Genomic DNA, 18,753 nt, shown 5'->3' with positions numbered 1-18,753 from the left:
ATTAAACCTGACAGGTTTTTAAAACCTGTCAGGTTTTTTATCCATACTACGATAAAATGAGATTATCAAATACATATCAAACAATTATAAAAGAAAAATTTTTGCAAATATTTGGCAACAAATCTAACATATATCTTTTTGGTAGCCGTGTAGATGATACTAAAAAAGGTGGTGATATTGATTTGTATATCATAACAGATAAAAAACTATCAAGTGAAATACGATTTGAGAAAAAAATAAAATTTATATCTCAATTACAGCTTAGCTTAGGCGAACAAAAATTTGATGTGATCATATCAAAAGATCCAACTAGACTGATAGAACAAGAAGCTATTAAAAATGGAATTAAATTATGAACTTGAAAAAACAAAGAATAGAAAAAATATTAAAAGAATGTGATAAACATATATTAAGAATAAGCGAAGCTGTCAGTGACATAGATAAGTTTATGCCTTTAAATACTAGCAAATATCAAAATTTAACAAAATATCAAGTTCAAGCACTTGATCAGTTTCTATTTAGATTTTCTAAATTACAAGACAGTATAGGAGAAAAGCTTTTTAAAGCATTATTAATTGTTTTAGATGAAGAAGTAGAAAACAAACCATTTATAGATATATTAAACCGATTAGAAAAATTAGAGATTTTAGAAAGCGTTGAAGTATGGAGAGATTTAAGAGATATTAGAAATGAATTAGCTCATAACTATGACGATAGCCCAGAAGAAATGGCAATTGCTATTAATAATATATATTATAAAAAAGATACCCTGCTTGCTATTTATACAGCTATCGTAAACAGTTACGATAGCTATATAAATCAAAACAATGTATAAATAAATGGTGCGACAGCAGAGCCTTGTGTTAATACGATTAAGCCACCTAGCAATAATAATACAATCATTATTGGTGCTAGCCAGAATTTTTTACGCACTCTCATAAATGCCCATAAATCTTTTATTAAATCTATCATTAAAATGGTTTCTCCATATGTTTAGGTGAACGAACTTCTGATATATTACGAAAAGTTTGTGATCTTTTCGGTTTCTTTTGCGAAAAGGTTTTTCCAGCAAATAACAACATTATTAAACGTATTGGTGTGATTATAATATAAAATACCAAAGCTAAAATAATACGAGTATTAATCCAGCCTAATATTAAGCCAATAAACATCCAAACTGTATAGATTGGTTTTAAGCTATTGGGTATTAATAAAGCTAATATCCATAACACCCCAGCTAGAATAAAAGGCCAAACTGGCATATCCAAATTCAATAACCACGGCAATAACAATCCAAATATAGCAACAAATAAGCCACCTGTTATTAATCCAAAATCACGTAAACCTTTTTTATCTGGAATTTCTATGTGCATAATCATTAATCCAATTCAAATTCTTGTTTCCAAGCTTCATCTTTTGCCCCTTGGGGTTGCTCGGATTTTGATATAATACAATTTTCTAATACTAAATAATCCATTTCTGTACGCATAAAACACTGATAAGCGTCTTCAGGCGTGCAGACTAATGGCTCTCCGCGTACATTAAAAGAAGTATTTACTAAAATCGGGCAAGCTGTTAATTTATCAAACTCTTTTAGTAAATTATAATAACGCGGATTGGTTTCTGGATGTACTGTTTGAATACGCGCTGAATAATCTAAATGAGTAATTGCAGGTAACTTAGAACGCACAATATTCAATTTTTCGATTCCAAATAATTTTTCCTGCTCATCAGTAAGCGGCAACCTAAATTCAGAATTGACAAAATCTACTAGCAACATATACGGGCTTGCTTGATCAATACCAAAATAATCCGCCACTCGTTCATGCAATATTGATGGTGCAAATGGACGGAATGACTCCCGGTATTTAATTTTTAGATTCATTATAGATTGCATTTTCGGACTACGAGGATCACCTATAATTGAACGACCGCCTAATGCACGGGGTCCAAATTCCATCCGCCCTTGAAACCAACCAACTACATTTTCTTGTGCTAGAATTTCAGCAACTTTTGGTAATAATTTTTCATCTGGCAAGTATTCATATGGTGCTTCTATCGAATCCAGATAAGTTTTGATTTCATCATTGGTGGATTTAGTACCTAAATAAGCTCCTTCCATAGAATCACTAATATTATCCGCTTCCCTAGGATTATTTAAATATTCATGCCAAACACTATAAGCAGCACCAAGTGCCCCACCAGCATCACCAGAAGCTGGTTGTATCCAAACATCCTTAAAGATTTTTTCTCTTAAAAGTCGCCCATTCGATACACAATTAAGTGCTACGCCTCCGGCTAAACATAAATAATCGACATCTAGCTCTTTTTTCACAGTACGGGCTATACGTAAAACTATTTCTTCTGTAACTACTTGAATAGAAGCAGCAATATCCATTTCGCGTTGCGTTAAAATACCTTCTGCTGCGCGTCTAGGTCCACCAAATAGTTTCGCAAACTTATTATTTGTCATAGTTAAGCCGACAGGATAGTTGAAATATTTCATATTCAACTGAAAAGTACCATCAGGCTTTAAATCAATTAGATTGTCTAAAATAGTTTGCGCATATTTAGGCTTACCATAAGGTGCTAAACCCATGAGTTTATATTCACCAGAATTTACTTTAAAACCAGTAAAATAAGTAAAAGCAGAATATAACAAACCTAAAGAATGTGGAAAATCAAGTTGCCATTGTGGAGTTAATTTATTCCCATCACCTAGCCAAACTGAACTAGTTGCCCATTCACCAACTCCATCAAGACATAATACTGCCGCTTTTTTATAGGGGCTAGGAAAAAAAGCCGAAGCAGCATGAGCTTGATGATGTTCAGTAAATAACAAAGGCGGTAATTTAGATTTGCTTATACCTAAGCTAATAAACTCATTTTTAAGTACAGTTTTAAGATATAATTTTTCTTTCAGCCATATCGGCATGGCTTGTATAAAGGAACGAATTCCTATAGGAGCATGAGCTAAATATGTTTCTAACAGACGCTCAAATTTAAGTAAAGGTTTATCATAAAAGACTATATAATCTATATCAGATAAACTCATATTACCAACATCAAGACAAGAACCTATCGCGTTTACAGGAAAGCGAGCATCATGCTTTTTACGCGAAAAACGTTCTTCCTGTGCCGCTGCTATAATTTTACCTGACTGCAATATAGCGGCAGCACTATCGTGGTAATATGCTGAAATACCAAGAATATTCATTTCTAACTCATTATTATTTTTTAGTTAAATTGAATTAATGCAAAATAACAACCACATTTATATTAACCAAATTCCTAAACCCAGCCATCCTAAAAATCCCAAGATTCGATCAAAGTCACTAGGATTTTTATTGGTAAGAGTTATAGATAAGATACCAACACCATAATAAGATAAAAATAATTCAATTCCAGCTTGTTTATTAGAGAATAAAAAATTTTTAACTCTATATAACATTTCATCATAGTATAAACCATAGGGTTTTTCTATGATTTCCCAATCTAAATTCTGAGTTAAGGCATCGACAGCCTCACTCAAACAATTTCTATCTATAAAAAATAGATATAAAAAGCGGCTGTTTTGAGATTTTATTTTGTTCATCTTAGATTATGGTAAAATATAGCATTTATTATTGTTAGGATACTACAATCAATGTATTTTGAAATTGCCAAAAAAGACTTATTAACCCCATTAAAAATGATAACAAGCGTCGTCGAACAACGACAAACCTTACCTATCCTAGCCAATACACTAGTAACAGTAACCAACAATAGCTTACAATTAACTGCCACTGATGCAGAAGTAGAAATCTCTTGTAGTTTACCACTAACTAATGGGGATTTAATGGCTGACAATGATGGCGAAACCACAATACCAGCACGTAAATTTTTTGAGATTTGCAAATCTTTACCAGATGTAAATATTCAGATTACTGTCGAAGAAAACCAAGCAATTCTAAAAGCCGGTAAAAGCAAATTCAAACTACAAACCTTACCTGCTGATGAATTCCCATCTAGCCCTGAATTAACAGATACAAAAGAATTTATTATAGCACCACAAGACTTGAAAGAGTTAATTTACAAAACATCATTTTGCATAGCAAGTAATGATGTACGTTATTACCTAACAGGCTTACTATTAGAAATAGCAAACAAAAAAATCTCACTGGTTGGCACAGATGGTCATAGAATGGCAGTCGCACAAATTGACTTAGATCATGGCAAAGAATTATCACACAAAGTTATAATTCCACGTAAAGCAGTAATAGAATTATCAAAATTATTAAAAGATGGAGAATCTGATGTACAAATATTGATGGATGACAACCATATTAGTTTTAAACTAAATGAAAACCTAATAATGACATCAAAACTAATAGACGGTAGCTTTCCAGAATGGCAAAACGTACTGCCAAGTGACACAGACAAAATAGTGATTGCAGACACCAAACTATTAAAACAATCATTATCTCGCGCCTCAATTCTGTCTAACGAAAAATTCAAAGGCATCCGTTTAAATTTAAGTAACAACCTACTAACCCTATCAGCAAAAAACACATCACAAGAAGAAGCAGAAGAAATAATAGAAGTAGAATACAGCGGAGAAGAGCTAGAAATAGGCTTTAATGGAACCTACTTACTTGACACACTAAATGTAATATCAACCAACATGACAAAACTAGGATTTGGAGACACTAACAGCTCATGCTTAATAACAGAAGAAGATAATGAAGATTATAAATTTATTGTAATGCCAATGCGTCTTTGATTTAAAATAGGTTGGGCAGCGTATCCTATCGTCAGCCCAACCCAGCAAAATTACTTTTCAATTCTATAAGCAATATCCACCGCCATCATATAAAATAAAGAACAATATGCTCAATTATTGTCATATTTAGCGGCAATATCATCTAAATATGATACGCAAAATATTTATACCTACCGATATTTCTAGATAAGTGTTTCACCATTTTCGGGTTTACTGACTGAATTTTTGAATGGAATTGTTAGAATTTCCAGACGCTGTTTGTTAATTATTTGTTGTGGGTGTTTTGATACAATTAAACCTGTCAGGTTTGGCTTAAAATTCAATTTTATAACCAATTTCTTTCCCCAAAACTCCCACACCTAGATAAACACGCTTACGTAAATCATTTAAAAAGCGTTCGCCATAATTTTTGTCTTTGATTTGCGTAATCGCTTTATTAGTCAAGCTATCCATCTTAGTTCCTTTTTCAGCGTATTTAAATTCGATCAAATAAATTCTGTTATCAAATTCCAATACGCCATCAATACGCCCCTTATCGGTTAATATTTCTAAATCAATCTCAACACCCATCAATACCGCCACCATATAAAATAAAGAATGATAATAAGCTTCTTTTTTTATATGTAAGTTGTATGGAATTTTGGCAAACAAAGCACGTATTATATTTATAAATATTTCAATATCATCATTTTCTAAACAATCACGCAAATCTTCTGCCGCTGGTTGAATATCTCCTAAATCATTTTTAGTAAAACTACTAAATAGAAAAGTCATAAAAGCTTGTTTTACTTCAAAATTAGGATAATTTAATATATATTGAATTGTTCTGGATTTTTGATTGATTTCACTTATGGTCAAATAACCAGTTTGAAATAAAAGTACAAATATATTTAGGTTTTCAAGATTGTAACTATCAAAGAGAATTTCAGAAACTTTTTTGTTTTCAAATTCGGTGGTATCAAGTTCTGTGTTTTTGATTAACTTCATCAAAAACGTTGGAGTGCCAGTTGCAAACCAATAATTACTAAAGCGTTGATCCATAAATAAATTAAGAATTGAGAACGGATTATACATTTTATCTTTAGCATTCCATGAATAGCCATTATACCAAGTCTTAATTTTAGTTAGTAAAACTGGTTTTTTGATTTCTAAAACAGTGCCAAGATTTTGAATATAAGACTCAAAATTAGTTTCTAATTCTGTTTGTGTATATCCACACAGTGTCGCAAATTGTCTTGAAAATGTAATATCCCTTACATTATTTAATTCAGAAAAAATGGAAACACGAGAAAATTTAGAGACACCAGTAAGGAATACAAAACGTAAAAATGGATCAGAAGATTTCAAAATACCAAAAAAATCTCGCATGATTTCACGATTTTTTGTTGCTTTTTCTATATCGTCAATATGCTCAACAATTGGTTTATCATATTCATCTATTAAAACCACAACTTTTTTCTGAGTCTTTTTTGAAATCTTTTTAATTAACTCTGCAAATTTATCTTTAATGAAAGTTTTTGATAGAATAATTTCATATTCAGCGGCAATATCATCTAAATATGACAATAATGATATTTTAAATAGCTCATCATTAGTATTAGATATTAGATTGAAATCAATAATAATAATTGGATAGGATTGCCAGTCAATCTGATCATAGATATATAAGCCCTTAAAAAGTTGTTGATTGCCAGAAAATATTTCTGCTAATGTTGAAATTAGTAAAGATTTTCCGAATCTTCTAGGGCGAGAGAGAAAAAAATATTCTCCTGATTCAATTAATTCAGCAATCTGTTGAGTTTTATCAACATATAGATAGTTGCCTTTTATAATCTTAGAAAATGTTTGAATGCCTATGGGTAATTTTTTCATATTTTCAATTTGGTTTTCTCGAAAATATATATTTTATAGTTAATCTCACATTTTTACAAGGTTTTTCTAATTATAGATTGCTTTGCTCCATTAGGATATGTTATTAAAAAATTATTATTATCAATCATTTCTTCAACTTTTAATGCCTTATTTTCTGGCACTGTTCCTTGTTTTACTAAATAATCTAACTTGCCTTCATAACTAATAGTTTCTAATTTAAAGCTTAAGATTCCTTCTGTTGTTAAATCCACTTCTTGAGCAATTTTAACTAAAGTTGCTAAATCATCTGGTGCTGGATAAAAATGTTGTTCACGTTTTTTACCATCTTTATCAATAAATACTAAGGCAAATACATTATTTTCTTTGACAGATAATCCAGTTGTAGTATCATTTTCTACTTCTATTGAAAATAAATTGGCTCTGGCACTGAACCATTGTTGTTTTTGATCTTTAGCTGTTACTTGAATATTACCAATATCATCAATGTCAATTTTAAATTCTTTTAAAGCCATTTGTAATGTTTCAGGTGCTTGTATAGCCGGTGGCGCAAAGACATCAATTTCTGTATCAGTCTTAAAACGAATATTTTGCCCAATTTCTACCAACAAATTAGGAGAATCAGATAGGTGTTTCACCATTTTCGGGTTTACTGCATAACGTTTATCTTCTATATCAAGATATAAATATCCTTGTTTGCTTTGTTTAATTGTTAAATTAGACGCTGTAAATTCAGGCAAACGATTAATAGCCGCTAAAATTCCTTTACCACCTACAATCACATCAATAGATAAATCCACACCAGAGTTCAATTTGGGTAATATTGAAGTTAAGTCTAAACCTTCAGGTATATTTTCTTTACTAGTAAAACGCACACCTAATCCTAAATTCACTTGTTTAGGAAGATCTACGCCATCAGCAATAATCACATCAGTTAAATGACTATGTTGTTCAATAATAAGATGTTGCAATACCGCTGGTGATTGTTTATCACCTCTAATTCTGCCTGTTAGTTTACCTCCAGTGATAGTTGTATTTGCACCTAAAGATACATTTTTGATAAGCGTTGCTGAACTTGTTACTCTAATATCGCCACTTAAATGATTACCATTAATTGAAGCACCCCGTAATTCAACGTTATGTAAGGATACATTAGCAGCTAATTTTACGTCTGGTGTCAGAATCACATTTTTCAGTAAAGCAGGAGCTTTTTTATCAGTAGTAATTTTGCCTGCAAGTTTACCCCCAGTGATAGTTGTATTTGCAGCTAAAGATACATTTTTGATAACCGTTTCTGAACTTGTTACTCTAATATTGCCGCTTAAATGATTACCAGTTATTGAAGCACCTCGTAATTCGACGTTATGTAAGGATACATCAGCAGCTAATTTTACATCTTGTGTCAGAATCACATTTGTCAGTAAAGCGGGAGCTTTTTTATTAATTATCACACCTTCACTCTTAATATTACCGCTTACTATTCCTCCAATAATAACCCCTCCTGTTGTTATTGTAATATCAGAGACTTGACCATTATTATTGAGAGTATGGTCTAAAATTCCATTAGATAGATGATCGTTTTTCTCTACTTTAATTTCAGTAATTACTGTTCCAGCTTTATTTATTGTAATAGGATTGTTTTTAGGTGGGAGCGGTGGTGGTTTGGGGATTGATATTGGAGGTGGTTTTAGACAATTTATTGAAGCAGCAGTATTTTTTTTGCCCGGAGTAATGCAACGTAAACCAAAATCTTGGTTATTATTATTGGTATCAATACCATTCCAACGAGATAATCCAATAGATTTTGTCTTATTATTATCTCCTATTTCCGTTCCAATTGTTTCTGTATAAGGTGCTTTAATATTTCCTTCATAACTTATGGTATCTACTAAATATGCTTGGTACAGCAAGTTAGCATCTATTGTTTCTTGTTGTTTATAAATTAAAGCGATTGCATTTGGTACCCCATCTTTAATAAAATCTATTTCTGTGATTTCTTGATCACAATTATCAACTTTAGCCGCGCTACTACAAATTACATAATAATCACCAGCATTTAAATTTTTTTTTGGTAAAAATATATTTTTGTAGGGGCGTGCATGATTATTTTGTTCCTCAATTAGCTGTATTTCATATGGTTCTAAATTAATAGAATCATTACTAATATTTTTTATTTCTATAAATTCAGAATTATCTATCGCAGCTTGATCATAATCAATTTCATTAATTATAAGCCCAGTTAATGGCTTTATTGCTTCATTATTTATTATCCAAGTATAACTAGCTGGAGTAGGATCAATATTTCCTGCTTTATCAATAGCTCGTACTTTAAATGTATGTGAACCTGCATTTAAAGATTTTATATATATTGGGCTAATACATTTCTCAAAATTGCCACTATCAAGTTGACATTCATAATTTAGAATCTCATTACCAGAAAATATAAAATGAACAGGATTTTTTTTAGAGGAGGGATTTAAGGGTTTGCTATATATTATTGTATTTGGTGGAGTTTTATCAATTTTATAAATTTGCCCATCTGTGAAACTTGCTTTTAAAAGTAAATTATTGGTAGATTTAATGGTAAAATTATTAATTAAATCTAATCTTATTGTTCCATCTCCAGTGCCAGTATTAACTGATACAATGTAAGTATCATTTTTACCTGAAAGATTTATTATTGACGCGCCGTTTATTTTATCTGTAGTGCTGAGTGCGAAATCCATCAAATCAATTGCTGTCACATTATGGCTAAATTTTACGCGAAAATTAATTTCATTCAATCGAGTAGGAGAAGATTTGGTGCGTGTAATTGCTGTAACAATTGGGCAATTTGCGCCACCTTGTTTAGCACCAGATAGAATGGCAACAGTTGGACAATCTTCATAAGCATATTCAAATATTTGCCAACCTTGATTTGTTAGCTCAACTTTCAGCCAACCATAATATATGCCATTGTTTAAAATTCTTTTAAAACCTAGATATTTAGCACCATTATTCCACCAACCATAAGTTTGTCCATTATCAGTAAGATAACCACATAAAATACCTTTATTGCCCAGTTGACATGACATAATTTCCAAACTTGGAGAGCCAAAAACTTTAGCCATTTTTATTATGAAATGTTCTCCATCAAAAATGGCTACATTATCAACAATACTTAATGTTAAGTCAGTAATTCCATCACCATCAATATCCAATTGTTGTATATTTTTGGGAAATCCATTGGAAACTGGTTTCCAATGGATTTCAGCTTGTATGATATTTGAGCAACATAAAAATAAACACAATATTCCGATATTTCTAATGATGCTCATATCTAATTTATGGAGTTGGGCAAGTTATTTTGACTTTTTTATTTATTTTCAATACTCCAGCTTGTGTTGTTGCTGTATCCAAAGACATTTTATAGCAATCTGATGGGAGTCGTTTATTAATACCACCGGGTAAAACAGCCCATTTTTCTAATAGAACACTAGGAAGACAAAGTGTTTCTTGTTGTTCTGAATAAGCTGGTATATAAGTATCCCTACTCAGACCAGTGGTTAAACTAGTTCCTATTTGCCCGGCAACACATACTGGAACACTTAATTGAGTTTGACATCTTGAACAATCATTATCTTGTGGAACAATTGTAACTACATCAACAGTGTTTGTATGACCTAAAGCATCAAAAGATTGAGGCGAAATACGAACATCACGAAAGCCCGGAAGTACATCAAAAGTAAAATTACCGGATTTATAACCCGGTTGAGGGGAAAATTCATGGTTATGTGGTGCATGATACACTGCATATTCACCAGTAGAATCATCTGTTAATGGATCGTAAATCTCGATCATGATTTTGTCAAAATCAATCTCTGCTGACTTAGCAAGATTACCTGTGATTGTTGTATAAATAGCTGATGATGACCAAGCATTTGATCCTATACCAGCAATAGCAAAAAGACTAGCAGACATTGCTATTGATTTTAATTTATTGTTCATTAGTAAATTCCTTATAGTGAATGTTAAGAACATTAATTGTTTTAATTTAATCACTAAGTATCTGGCATACTATAGCGATATATGCATATTATGCAAAAAAAAAAAATACTTGTAAAGTCAAATATTTTTATAGAAATCATGAATAATACAAATAGATTTGATTTTCTGAGATGGATAAACAAATTATTTAAATTAAACTTTATTAGTTTATCCACGTAATTCGCTGTACTTAATATTATGTAAATATATTAAAATTTCATATTTTCAATTTGGTTTTCTCGAAAATATATATTTTATCGTTAATCTCATATTTTTACAATCATTTACAATATAATAATTACTATTTATAGTAATTAATTAGGCTGTTTAAAGTATGAATCAAGATATAAGATGGATACAACGTTTTTCTAATTATAAAAAAGCATTAGTTGGGTTGGTGATAGCAAGGCTTATAAGGCTTTACAGGCAATTCGGTAGTTGATGTTGCAAGCAATTCTTTAGGAATATAAAAGCCCAAAGTATAAGGTGATTCAGGTAAAATTTGCAAACCAAGAATTGCCAATCTTGCAACATCAGGGTTTTTAGAACGCCTTGAACAAGCTTTTTTTGTATATTCAACAGCAGAAGTCAAAAAATTAACTGGTAACAAGCTGAAATTATTTTTAAGTTCATACTCCTGCGCGTTAATTTCAATTTGACCATCAATAGCCATCTCTGATGAAGCAGTTATAATACTATTGTTAGAACTAATAAAATTTTCAGCAAAAATCCTAATATTACCGCCATCATCTTCAAAAGCATTAGCACGCAATTGACTATTATTAAGAATTACAAATTCAGGTTTACCGCTAATAGTTATATTTCCACCATCACCTTGAGCTTCAGCGGTGATACGGCTATTATCAGATAAATATAAACGATCTGTCACGGTGAATTCGATATTTCCTCCACTGGTATTGAATGATTGAGTTGTGATGCCGCTTTTATTAGAAAATGAGGCAGTTTTTGTAGTAATATTAATTGAACCAGCATCTGCATTTCCTTCAGAAGAGGCACTTATTTTTCCTTGATTTTCTAAAATTAATTGTTGAGTATTTAATGTAATATTACCAGCTTTACCATTTTTTTCTGTAGAAGAATCAATATAACTATTATTATATAATTTTAAATTATCAACCCTGAAATCAATATTTCCAGCTCTACCATTTTCTTTTGTCGCAGTTTGCATAAAACCGGGTTGCATTTCTACGCTAGACGCATTAATAATAATTTCTCCTCCATTACCCATACCAAAAGTATTACTAGCAATAGTACTCAAGCTATTGATATAATCTTCCTGATTTTCAATCGAATTTCTTTGACAAGATTCATTGCAGATATTTGAATTTATACCACTAAGCGTTAAATTATTTGCTTGAATTTTAATATTCCCTCCTTGCCCTGTTCCTCCATTATCGGTTGTAATCCTAGCTCCATTAATTAAATTAATATTGCCATCAATCAATATATCAATACCTAATCCATCTTGATTTCCATAAGTATCAGCAAATATCCAAGCTTTATCAGATATAAATTTACCAGCGCGAATAAAGATTTGCCCTGCTCCAGCTTCTTGAGAAAAAATATCACTAACATCAAGATTGGCAATAAGACGTTCTTCATTTGGAATTGGGCGAGATTCTGATAAGTGTATTTGTCCCATTTTTTCAAATGAATCTACTATTAAATCAGATGGTTTTAGAACAACTTCACCTGAACTTGCTACTGATGCTAAATTAATTTTTCCACTCTCCGCAAACAAAAAACTATCTTTAATGAATAAATCGCCGCCTATTACAGATATAGTTTGTTGTTGAGGAACCATCATAGCACTACCTTCAATTGTGATTGAACTAGGAGCGGTTAAAAAACCAAAAGCCTCTGGAGATGCCACTGTTAAGATAGATTCTTGTGGATGACTAGCTGAAAATTTTCCAGTATTTCCTAGTCGTAAGTAATCAGCAGTGCTAGCATGAAATGAACCGTTAATGGATAAACGAGCATTTTCACCAAATACAATTCCATTAGGATTTAATAGATATAAATTAGCGTCAGAAATAATTCGCCCATCAATCCAAGAGGATTGATTGCCAGTAACTCGCGCTAGAATATTTGTTACGGAAGAAGAACTACTAAAAGTAGCAGTTTGTCCAGTTTCGATATTAAAGATTTGAAAACTATGAAATAAATTATTGCCAACTTGTAAACCTAATTGTTCATTAATAATAAAATTAGGACCTATTAAATGGTTTCTTTGCCCAATTGTACCGTCGGTTATAATCTCTGCATAGAGTTTAGGATTTAATATTAATATGATTAAAAAGAAATATTTTTTCATATTAATATTATTATCAATCTAAGTTAATTAGTCAATTAACAAGATACTATGAGTACAGCGAATTACGGGGATAAACGAATGGAATGTAATTGGTTTTATTCGTTTATCCTCGTAATTCGCTGTACTATTATTTATGTAGTATATTACCATCTAACAAAAAAGGTACGACGCATTATTATGGAACAACAACGGCGAATATTATCTTTTTCAACTACAATTTTAGATCTATTAAAATTTGGTGTAGCTGTTGGTGTATTTAAAGAAGAAACAATCCTAATTTCATCAATAGTCTCACCATTTACCTTAAAAGTAGTCGTTTTAAGTGGAATCTTAACAACTTTCTCAATATGTACAGCGTCAGTATCATTTTCCAAATCAGGTACTTTATCATCATTAATCACCGACACTGATTTCACATTACTACTAGGTGTATAAGTACTTAAAAAATTTTGATAATCACTGCCACTAACCCATGTCTGATATGAAGAATATGTTCTAAACATGTTATTAACACCACTATAATCACATAGTTCTCCTGAACAAGTTATTGCATTTGAATCTAAAACTTCCACCAGCGGCTGTGCTAACATCAATGCCCCTTGCATAACCTCATCAAAATTATTGCTAATGCTTCTTAAAGCTCTAGTATCTGAAGAAGATTTCAGTTCAGCTTTAATTTCTCTAATAAATGGCTTGATCAATTCTAATGAATTATTAACATGTTGTTGTATAGTCAAATACTTCCTAAAAGACTCCAGTTCCATGCCATTAATTTTTTCATCATTGCGGAATCCACAGGATACTTTAGGAAATCCTTTTGAATCTTTAGTTTTCAAAATTGAAAACTGTGCTATTACTGATAAACCAAAAGCCTTTATTTCAACCGTAAATCTCGAATCCTCCTTTTTTTGAAAAATGCTACCCGTCATTCTGATGCGTTCATACTTAACAGTATCTAAAACACCTTGAGGAAGTAATTGACCATTTTGTGCATAAATTACTCCTAAAACTGCGGTTACAAAAGCTAATATCAGTGGCTCTTTTTTGACGCTTGTAGAATTTACAATCGGATTGATTTTAGAAATACATTCAACACCTACTGTAGTTGGCAAAATATCTTTCTTTAAAATAACCGTATCAGAAGAATGTTGTTCTGAATACAACAACCCAGTAAATTGTGGGGCTTCTTTATCAAATTTTACTATACCATCCAATCCCAGCGGCTTTAAATTCCAATCCTCATTCTCATGAGCCACTACAACTGAACTACTTAACAAGCTAATACCTAAAATACTGCCAATGACTTTTTTCATACTCATCCTCCAAAAATTATTTTTTTATACGCCTTAAATATAATAGACGGACATCAGACTCAATTTTGCCAAAAAAATTTTTCAAAACTTCATTATAATAACCCACGTTATCACAACAGAGGTTATTATAATGAAGTTCTACAATAGAGAAAATGAGATCAAAATATTAAAAAATGCTGATTCTCACAAAGCTAAAAGAGCAATTTTTACTATGATTATTGGTAGAAGAAGAGTTGGAAAAACTGCTTTATCCTTACAAGCTACCAAAAATATCAAAACTCTTTATTTTTTTGTAGCTAAAAAAAATGAAGCACTGCTTTGTGAAGAATTTGTTTTAGAAATTCAATCAAAACTAAATATTCCTATCTTTGGAAATATTAATAAGTTTGAACAACTTTTTGCATATCTTTTAGACATTTCAAAAACTACCCCCTTTACACTTATTATTGATGAATTTCAAGAGTTTTTAAAAATCAATCCATCTATCTATTCCTCAATACAAAAATTATGGGATATAAACAAAGATAATGCAAAACTGCATTTAATAGCTTGTGGTTCTATCTATTCACTTATGAAAAAGATATTTGAAGATCAAAATGAACCACTATTTGGTAGGCTTGATTTTAAGATAGATTTAAAACCATTTAAAGTTAATGTTTTAACAGAAATTTTAGCAGATTATAATAGTTATTCAAATCAAAATTTACTTGATTTTTATATTTTTACAGGTGGTATTGCAAAATATATCGAACTACTTGTACTTTATCAAGCATTTGATTTTGATAAAATCATTGATACTATCTTCTCATCTAATTCACTATTTTTAAATGAGGGTAAAAATAGACTGATTGAAGAATTTGGTAAAGAATATGGGATATATTTCTCTATTCTTTCTCTAATTGCTTCATCAAAAACATCAAAAAAAGAGATCGAATCAGTATTACAAAAAAATATATCAGGGCATTTATATAGATTAGAAAATGATTACAATATTATAAAAAGTATAAAACCAATAGTTGCAAAACCAAATTCAAAAGTGCAAAAATATGAAATTGTCGATAATTTTTTACTATTTTGGTTTAGATTTATCTATAAATATCAATCTTTAGTTGAGTTAGAAAATTTTGAAAAGTTAAAAATTATTGCGTATAGAGATTTTTCTACATTTAGTGGTAAGCTTTTGGAAAAGTTACATATAGAAATATTAAAATCCACAAACAAATATACCGAAATTGGTTCATATTGGGAAAGAGGTAATTTAAATGAAATTGATATTGTAGCTATTGACAGTATAAATAAAGAACTGCTTATATGTGAAGTTAAAATTAATCCTAAAAAATTAAATAAACAAAAACTTATATTAAAATCTGTTAATTTAATTAAAAACTATAATGATTATGAGATAGAATATAGGCTTTTGAGTCTTGATAATTTAAAATGCTACCACTAGTCAAACCACATATTGCCGCTATGTCGGCATACTCACCACCTTGGAGCAATTTAGATAGAAAACAATATTTACGTTTAGACTTAAACGAAAATACTCAAGCTCCACCTGAATGTGTCAATATCGCGCTGAAAAATTTGATTGATGATCAACATTTACAAATGTACCCAGATTACAGTAGCTTTTTACCTAAACTGTGTCAATATGTTGGTGTAGAAGCAAAGCAATTAATTATTACTAATGGTTCTGATCAAGCTATTGAAATTATTTTAAGAGCATATTTAGCAGCAGGCGACGCTATGCTGATTGCTCAACCGGAATTTCCTATATTTACTCAGGTTGCTAAAGTTATTGGTGCCGATGTACAAACTGTAGCTTATAATTCAGATATGAGTTTTCCTTTTGAGCAGTTTTTGCAATCGGTACAAACAAATACTAAATTAATTATTCTAATTAACCCTAATAATCCCACAGGTACTGCCTTAAAACTAGATCAAATAGAAACCATTTTGGCAGAAAATCCTAATTTGCCGGTAGTGGTGGATGAAGCATATTTTGAATTTACTGGCGTAACCTGCAAAGCTTTATTAGAACAATATAATAACCTAATTATTATTAGGACATTTTCAAAAGCTTTTGCAATGGCGGGTTTACGACTTGGATATATGTTTGCTCACGCTGATATTATTTCTCAATTTTATAAGATTCGTGCGCCATTTGATGTAAATAGTTGCGCACTAGCGGCAGCAGAAGCCCAATTAGAAAATCCTGCTGGATGGAAACAATATGTAAATGAAGTAATGACTGAATCAAAACCATTACTAGAGAAATTTTTGAAACCACATAAAATAGACTACCATACCGGTGCCGCTAATTTTATGCTAGTGAAGCCAAAAAATAGAGATGAAAGCGTCAATTATTTGAAACAACAAGGTATCTTAGTACGTCCAATGATCGCCCAAGGTATTGAAGATACATTTAGAGTAAGCATTGGAACCATAAAAGATACTGAGCGTTTTATAAGCGTATTTAAGAATTTGTAGAATTTGTAGGGTGGGTAGAGCGGAAGCGAAACCCACCATTTTAGCTTTGGTGGGTTTCGCTTTGGTGGGTTTCGCTTCCGCTCTACCCACCCTACATTTAACTTATTTGCGTAACATAGCTTTGGTGGGTTTCGCTTCCGCTCTACCCACCCTACATTTAACTACATTTAACTTATTTGCGTAACATAGCTTTGGTGGGTTTCGCTTCCGCTCTACCCACCCTACATTTAACTACATTTAACTTATTTGCGTAACATAGCTTTGGTGGGTTTCGCTTCCGCTCTACCCACCCTACATTTAACTACATTTAACTTATTTGCGTAACATAGCTTTGGTGGGTTTCGCTTCCGCTCTACCCACCCTACATTTAACTACATTTAACTTATTTGCGTAACATAGCTTAATTAACTGATTCACGCAATCTATCAAGATTAGCCAATACCCGATTTGTATTGTGATGATTAGTTCTGCCTACTGTTATATGAATCACAGCAAATAATCTTGGTAAATTTTTGGTATTTACAAGATTTGTTTGATTTTTATATTTATCAATAAATGTCTGAATTTTATTCAATGCTTGATCAACATATTTGCCTGTTGGATGATATTTTAGGTAAGTTACTGTCGCTTGATTTAGCCAATCTAAGCTACATTCAAAATCGCAATTACCAATATTTAAATTTTCAGCCGCTTGCCAGTCTATTTTGTCTGAGATTGGAAGTGGATAATATTTGTCATGTAATTTCCAAAAAGCTTGTGAATGAACTAGCCATTTACCATTGCTATATTCAAGCAATTGTTTATCAGCTCGCTTATTTAACCATGTGCGAAATCTCATTTGTTGATTTTGAGTATTAATTGTATTACATAGTTTTTGCAAATTGATTAAATGTGATAATTCTAATTCAGCGGCAGCTTCAATTTCTACAGGCTGCTTTGAGCGTTCTATAGATTCTATTAATTCAATTTGTTTTAAAATAGTAGTTGATTTTTTAGGCAAGCGTAATTTTTGCCCTATTTCTAAAATATATGTAGATAAATTATTTAGATGAGTAAGATCATCAATTTTTATGTGATATTGTCTAGAAATACTATATAAAGTATCTCCAGCAACTACTGTGTGATATTCATATTTTTCTTCAGTCTTAGGTTTAGGTTTAGGTTTAGGTTTAGGTTTGTAATTTGTAGTAGAAAAACTTATCGTGCTAGTCTTTTTAATTTGATCTTGCATTAAAAGAGCGCGATTTAACGGCATTCTTAATGTTGCAGGAATGGGCAAGTAAAAACCTAATTGCGCATTTTTAGATTCACAAACATGAGCCATGGGCTGTAAATGTAAACGAATTGCTACTTGTGTTGCTGTTACATGATGAAATGCAAATTGACTTAAAAAATCTATTGGAAGCGTATAAGTACAATCTTTAATCACAATTTCAGACCATTCTAAAACGTTAAATAATTCTGTTAGACTTGTTGGCGTTTTACCTTTTAGACTTAATTGAATTATTTTGTCATTCAATAATGCTGCTAGAATATCTGATTCTAAAAATAAATCAGTTAATTTAACTGTTTGAGCAGACTTTGCTAAATCAATTACTCTAAAGTTGTGATCTACACTTGGATGCACCATTGTTTTACAACTGGTATATTCTCTATCAGAAATTGTAATTATGCTACCAACAACTGATAATAGGGCAAAACTGCGTTGATATTCACATGGATTATTTTTATATAATGATTTATCCATTAAAAAATCAGCTTCAAAAGTTTTTTGAGCTAATTGTGTAGTTGAAAATATTTGTCTGCCAAAAGGTGTTGTGGCGGTAATTTCGCTTTTTGTCCAACGAATATTGAAACCAGCACTTTCACCTTCCCAAATAACCGCCTGCGCTATATTAGTGATTAAATACAAGTAACTTAATGATATTAAAACTATTTTTTTGAACATATAAACT

General features: G+C 31.2%; 15 protein-coding genes. 5 read left to right on the top strand and 10 right to left on the bottom strand.

All coding sequences use genetic code 11. The annotated features are described in order from the left end of the window. The first annotated feature begins 56 nt into the window (after positions 1 to 56). Entirely contained in the window at positions 57 to 356 is a 300-nt protein-coding gene (locus tag BHU68_RS13475) for a nucleotidyltransferase domain-containing protein (RefSeq protein ID WP_069472557.1), read from the top strand. Further along, positions 353 to 835 carry a hypothetical protein gene (locus tag BHU68_RS13470; protein WP_216092598.1) on the top strand — a complete coding sequence of 161 codons (483 nt, stop codon included), beginning with the start codon at positions 353 to 355 and terminating at the stop codon, positions 833 to 835. Before BHU68_RS13475 ends, BHU68_RS13470 begins: the two co-directional genes overlap by 4 nt. Here BHU68_RS13470 and BHU68_RS17400 read toward each other — a convergent pair. From BHU68_RS17400 to BHU68_RS13455, 4 genes are read right to left on the bottom strand one after another with little or no spacing between them, the layout of a single operon-like run. Continuing rightward, positions 820 to 972 carry a DUF5989 family protein gene (locus BHU68_RS17400; RefSeq protein ID WP_171899491.1) on the bottom strand — a complete coding sequence of 51 codons (153 nt, stop codon included), beginning with the start codon at positions 970 to 972 and terminating at the stop codon, positions 820 to 822. The genes BHU68_RS13470 and BHU68_RS17400 overlap by 16 nt on opposite strands. After that, the gene (locus tag BHU68_RS13465) at positions 972 to 1,373 is read right to left on the bottom strand and encodes an SxtJ family membrane protein (RefSeq protein ID WP_069472588.1); all 402 of its coding nucleotides are present in this window, start codon (positions 1,371 to 1,373) and stop codon (positions 972 to 974) included. Before BHU68_RS13465 ends, BHU68_RS17400 begins: the two co-directional genes overlap by 1 nt. Before the next feature lie 5 nt (positions 1,374 to 1,378). Next, a complete protein-coding gene (locus BHU68_RS13460; RefSeq protein WP_069472556.1) occupies positions 1,379 to 3,217 on the bottom strand; it encodes a carbamoyltransferase family protein in 1,839 nt (612 codons plus the stop codon). 57 nt (positions 3,218 to 3,274) lie between these two features. Then, positions 3,275 to 3,595 carry a hypothetical protein gene (locus tag BHU68_RS13455; RefSeq protein WP_069472555.1) on the bottom strand — a complete coding sequence of 107 codons (321 nt, stop codon included), beginning with the start codon at positions 3,593 to 3,595 and terminating at the stop codon, positions 3,275 to 3,277. A gap of 51 nt (positions 3,596 to 3,646) precedes the next feature. Between BHU68_RS13455 and dnaN the strand changes: the two genes are divergently transcribed. Then, a complete protein-coding gene (dnaN, locus tag BHU68_RS13450) occupies positions 3,647 to 4,762 on the top strand; it encodes a DNA polymerase III subunit beta (RefSeq protein ID WP_069472554.1) in 1,116 nt (371 codons plus the stop codon). A gap of 312 nt (positions 4,763 to 5,074) precedes the next feature. Here dnaN and BHU68_RS13445 read toward each other — a convergent pair whose 3' ends face one another. The 5 genes from BHU68_RS13445 to BHU68_RS13425 all read right to left on the bottom strand — a co-directional run bounded on the left by BHU68_RS13445 (position 5,075) and on the right by BHU68_RS13425 (position 14,308). Continuing rightward, complete coding sequence (locus BHU68_RS13445; RefSeq protein WP_069472553.1) at positions 5,075 to 6,634, bottom strand: ATP-binding protein; 1,560 nt, start codon at positions 6,632 to 6,634, stop codon at positions 5,075 to 5,077. A gap of 53 nt (positions 6,635 to 6,687) precedes the next feature. Beyond that, positions 6,688 to 9,948: a lamin tail domain-containing protein gene (locus BHU68_RS13440; RefSeq protein WP_083235032.1), complete on the bottom strand. Its 3,261-nt coding sequence runs from the start codon at positions 9,946 to 9,948 to the stop codon at positions 6,688 to 6,690. A gap of 7 nt (positions 9,949 to 9,955) precedes the next feature. After that, positions 9,956 to 10,618 carry a hypothetical protein gene (locus BHU68_RS13435; RefSeq protein ID WP_069472551.1) on the bottom strand — a complete coding sequence of 221 codons (663 nt, stop codon included), beginning with the start codon at positions 10,616 to 10,618 and terminating at the stop codon, positions 9,956 to 9,958. Positions 10,619 to 11,042: 424 nt separating this feature from the next. After that, positions 11,043 to 12,995 (bottom strand): two-partner secretion domain-containing protein, encoded by a 1,953-nt coding sequence (locus tag BHU68_RS13430; protein WP_069472550.1) that lies wholly within the window; start codon positions 12,993 to 12,995, stop codon positions 11,043 to 11,045. A gap of 143 nt (positions 12,996 to 13,138) precedes the next feature. Further along, positions 13,139 to 14,308 carry a hypothetical protein gene (locus tag BHU68_RS13425; RefSeq protein WP_069472549.1) on the bottom strand — a complete coding sequence of 390 codons (1,170 nt, stop codon included), beginning with the start codon at positions 14,306 to 14,308 and terminating at the stop codon, positions 13,139 to 13,141. 130 nt (positions 14,309 to 14,438) lie between these two features. On the opposite strand from BHU68_RS13425, the gene BHU68_RS13420 reads away from it, so the two are divergent. After that, entirely contained in the window at positions 14,439 to 15,758 is a 1,320-nt protein-coding gene (locus BHU68_RS13420; protein ID WP_069472548.1) for an ATP-binding protein, read from the top strand. After that, a complete protein-coding gene (gene hisC / locus BHU68_RS13415; RefSeq protein ID WP_069472547.1) occupies positions 15,746 to 16,798 on the top strand; it encodes a histidinol-phosphate transaminase in 1,053 nt (350 codons plus the stop codon). Before BHU68_RS13420 ends, hisC begins: the two co-directional genes overlap by 13 nt. A gap of 400 nt (positions 16,799 to 17,198) precedes the next feature. Here the strand turns inward: hisC and BHU68_RS13410 are convergent, their stop codons facing one another. After that, the gene (locus BHU68_RS13410) at positions 17,199 to 18,746 is read right to left on the bottom strand and encodes a LysM peptidoglycan-binding domain-containing protein (protein ID WP_069472546.1); all 1,548 of its coding nucleotides are present in this window, start codon (positions 18,744 to 18,746) and stop codon (positions 17,199 to 17,201) included. Positions 18,747 to 18,753 lie beyond the last annotated feature (7 nt).

Origin of the sequence: Candidatus Marithrix sp. Canyon 246, from assembly GCF_001723685.1 — a bacterium.
GTDB lineage: Bacteria > Pseudomonadota > Gammaproteobacteria > Beggiatoales > Beggiatoaceae > Marithrix.
The sequence above is the reverse complement of the archived record's forward strand: the minus strand, read 5'-3'. Positions and strand labels throughout refer to the sequence as shown.

Coding starts and splice junctions, on each gene's coding strand:
- BHU68_RS13475 (WP_069472557.1), top strand. CDS start 57: ATGAGATTATCAAATACATATCAAACAATTATAAAAGAAAAATTTTTG.
- BHU68_RS13470 (WP_216092598.1), top strand. CDS start 353: ATGAACTTGAAAAAACAAAGAATAGAAAAAATATTAAAAGAATGTGAT.
- BHU68_RS17400 (WP_171899491.1), bottom strand. CDS start 972: ATGATAGATTTAATAAAAGATTTATGGGCATTTATGAGAGTGCGTAAA.
- BHU68_RS13465 (WP_069472588.1), bottom strand. CDS start 1,373: ATGCACATAGAAATTCCAGATAAAAAAGGTTTACGTGATTTTGGATTA.
- BHU68_RS13460 (WP_069472556.1), bottom strand. CDS start 3,217: ATGAATATTCTTGGTATTTCAGCATATTACCACGATAGTGCTGCCGCT.
- BHU68_RS13455 (WP_069472555.1), bottom strand. CDS start 3,595: ATGAACAAAATAAAATCTCAAAACAGCCGCTTTTTATATCTATTTTTT.
- dnaN (WP_069472554.1), top strand. CDS start 3,647: ATGTATTTTGAAATTGCCAAAAAAGACTTATTAACCCCATTAAAAATG.
- BHU68_RS13445 (WP_069472553.1), bottom strand. CDS start 6,634: ATGAAAAAATTACCCATAGGCATTCAAACATTTTCTAAGATTATAAAA.
- BHU68_RS13440 (WP_083235032.1), bottom strand. CDS start 9,948: ATGAGCATCATTAGAAATATCGGAATATTGTGTTTATTTTTATGTTGC.
- BHU68_RS13435 (WP_069472551.1), bottom strand. CDS start 10,618: ATGAACAATAAATTAAAATCAATAGCAATGTCTGCTAGTCTTTTTGCT.
- BHU68_RS13430 (WP_069472550.1), bottom strand. CDS start 12,995: ATGAAAAAATATTTCTTTTTAATCATATTAATATTAAATCCTAAACTC.
- BHU68_RS13425 (WP_069472549.1), bottom strand. CDS start 14,308: ATGAAAAAAGTCATTGGCAGTATTTTAGGTATTAGCTTGTTAAGTAGT.
- BHU68_RS13420 (WP_069472548.1), top strand. CDS start 14,439: ATGAAGTTCTACAATAGAGAAAATGAGATCAAAATATTAAAAAATGCT.
- hisC (WP_069472547.1), top strand. CDS start 15,746: ATGCTACCACTAGTCAAACCACATATTGCCGCTATGTCGGCATACTCA.
- BHU68_RS13410 (WP_069472546.1), bottom strand. CDS start 18,746: ATGTTCAAAAAAATAGTTTTAATATCATTAAGTTACTTGTATTTAATC.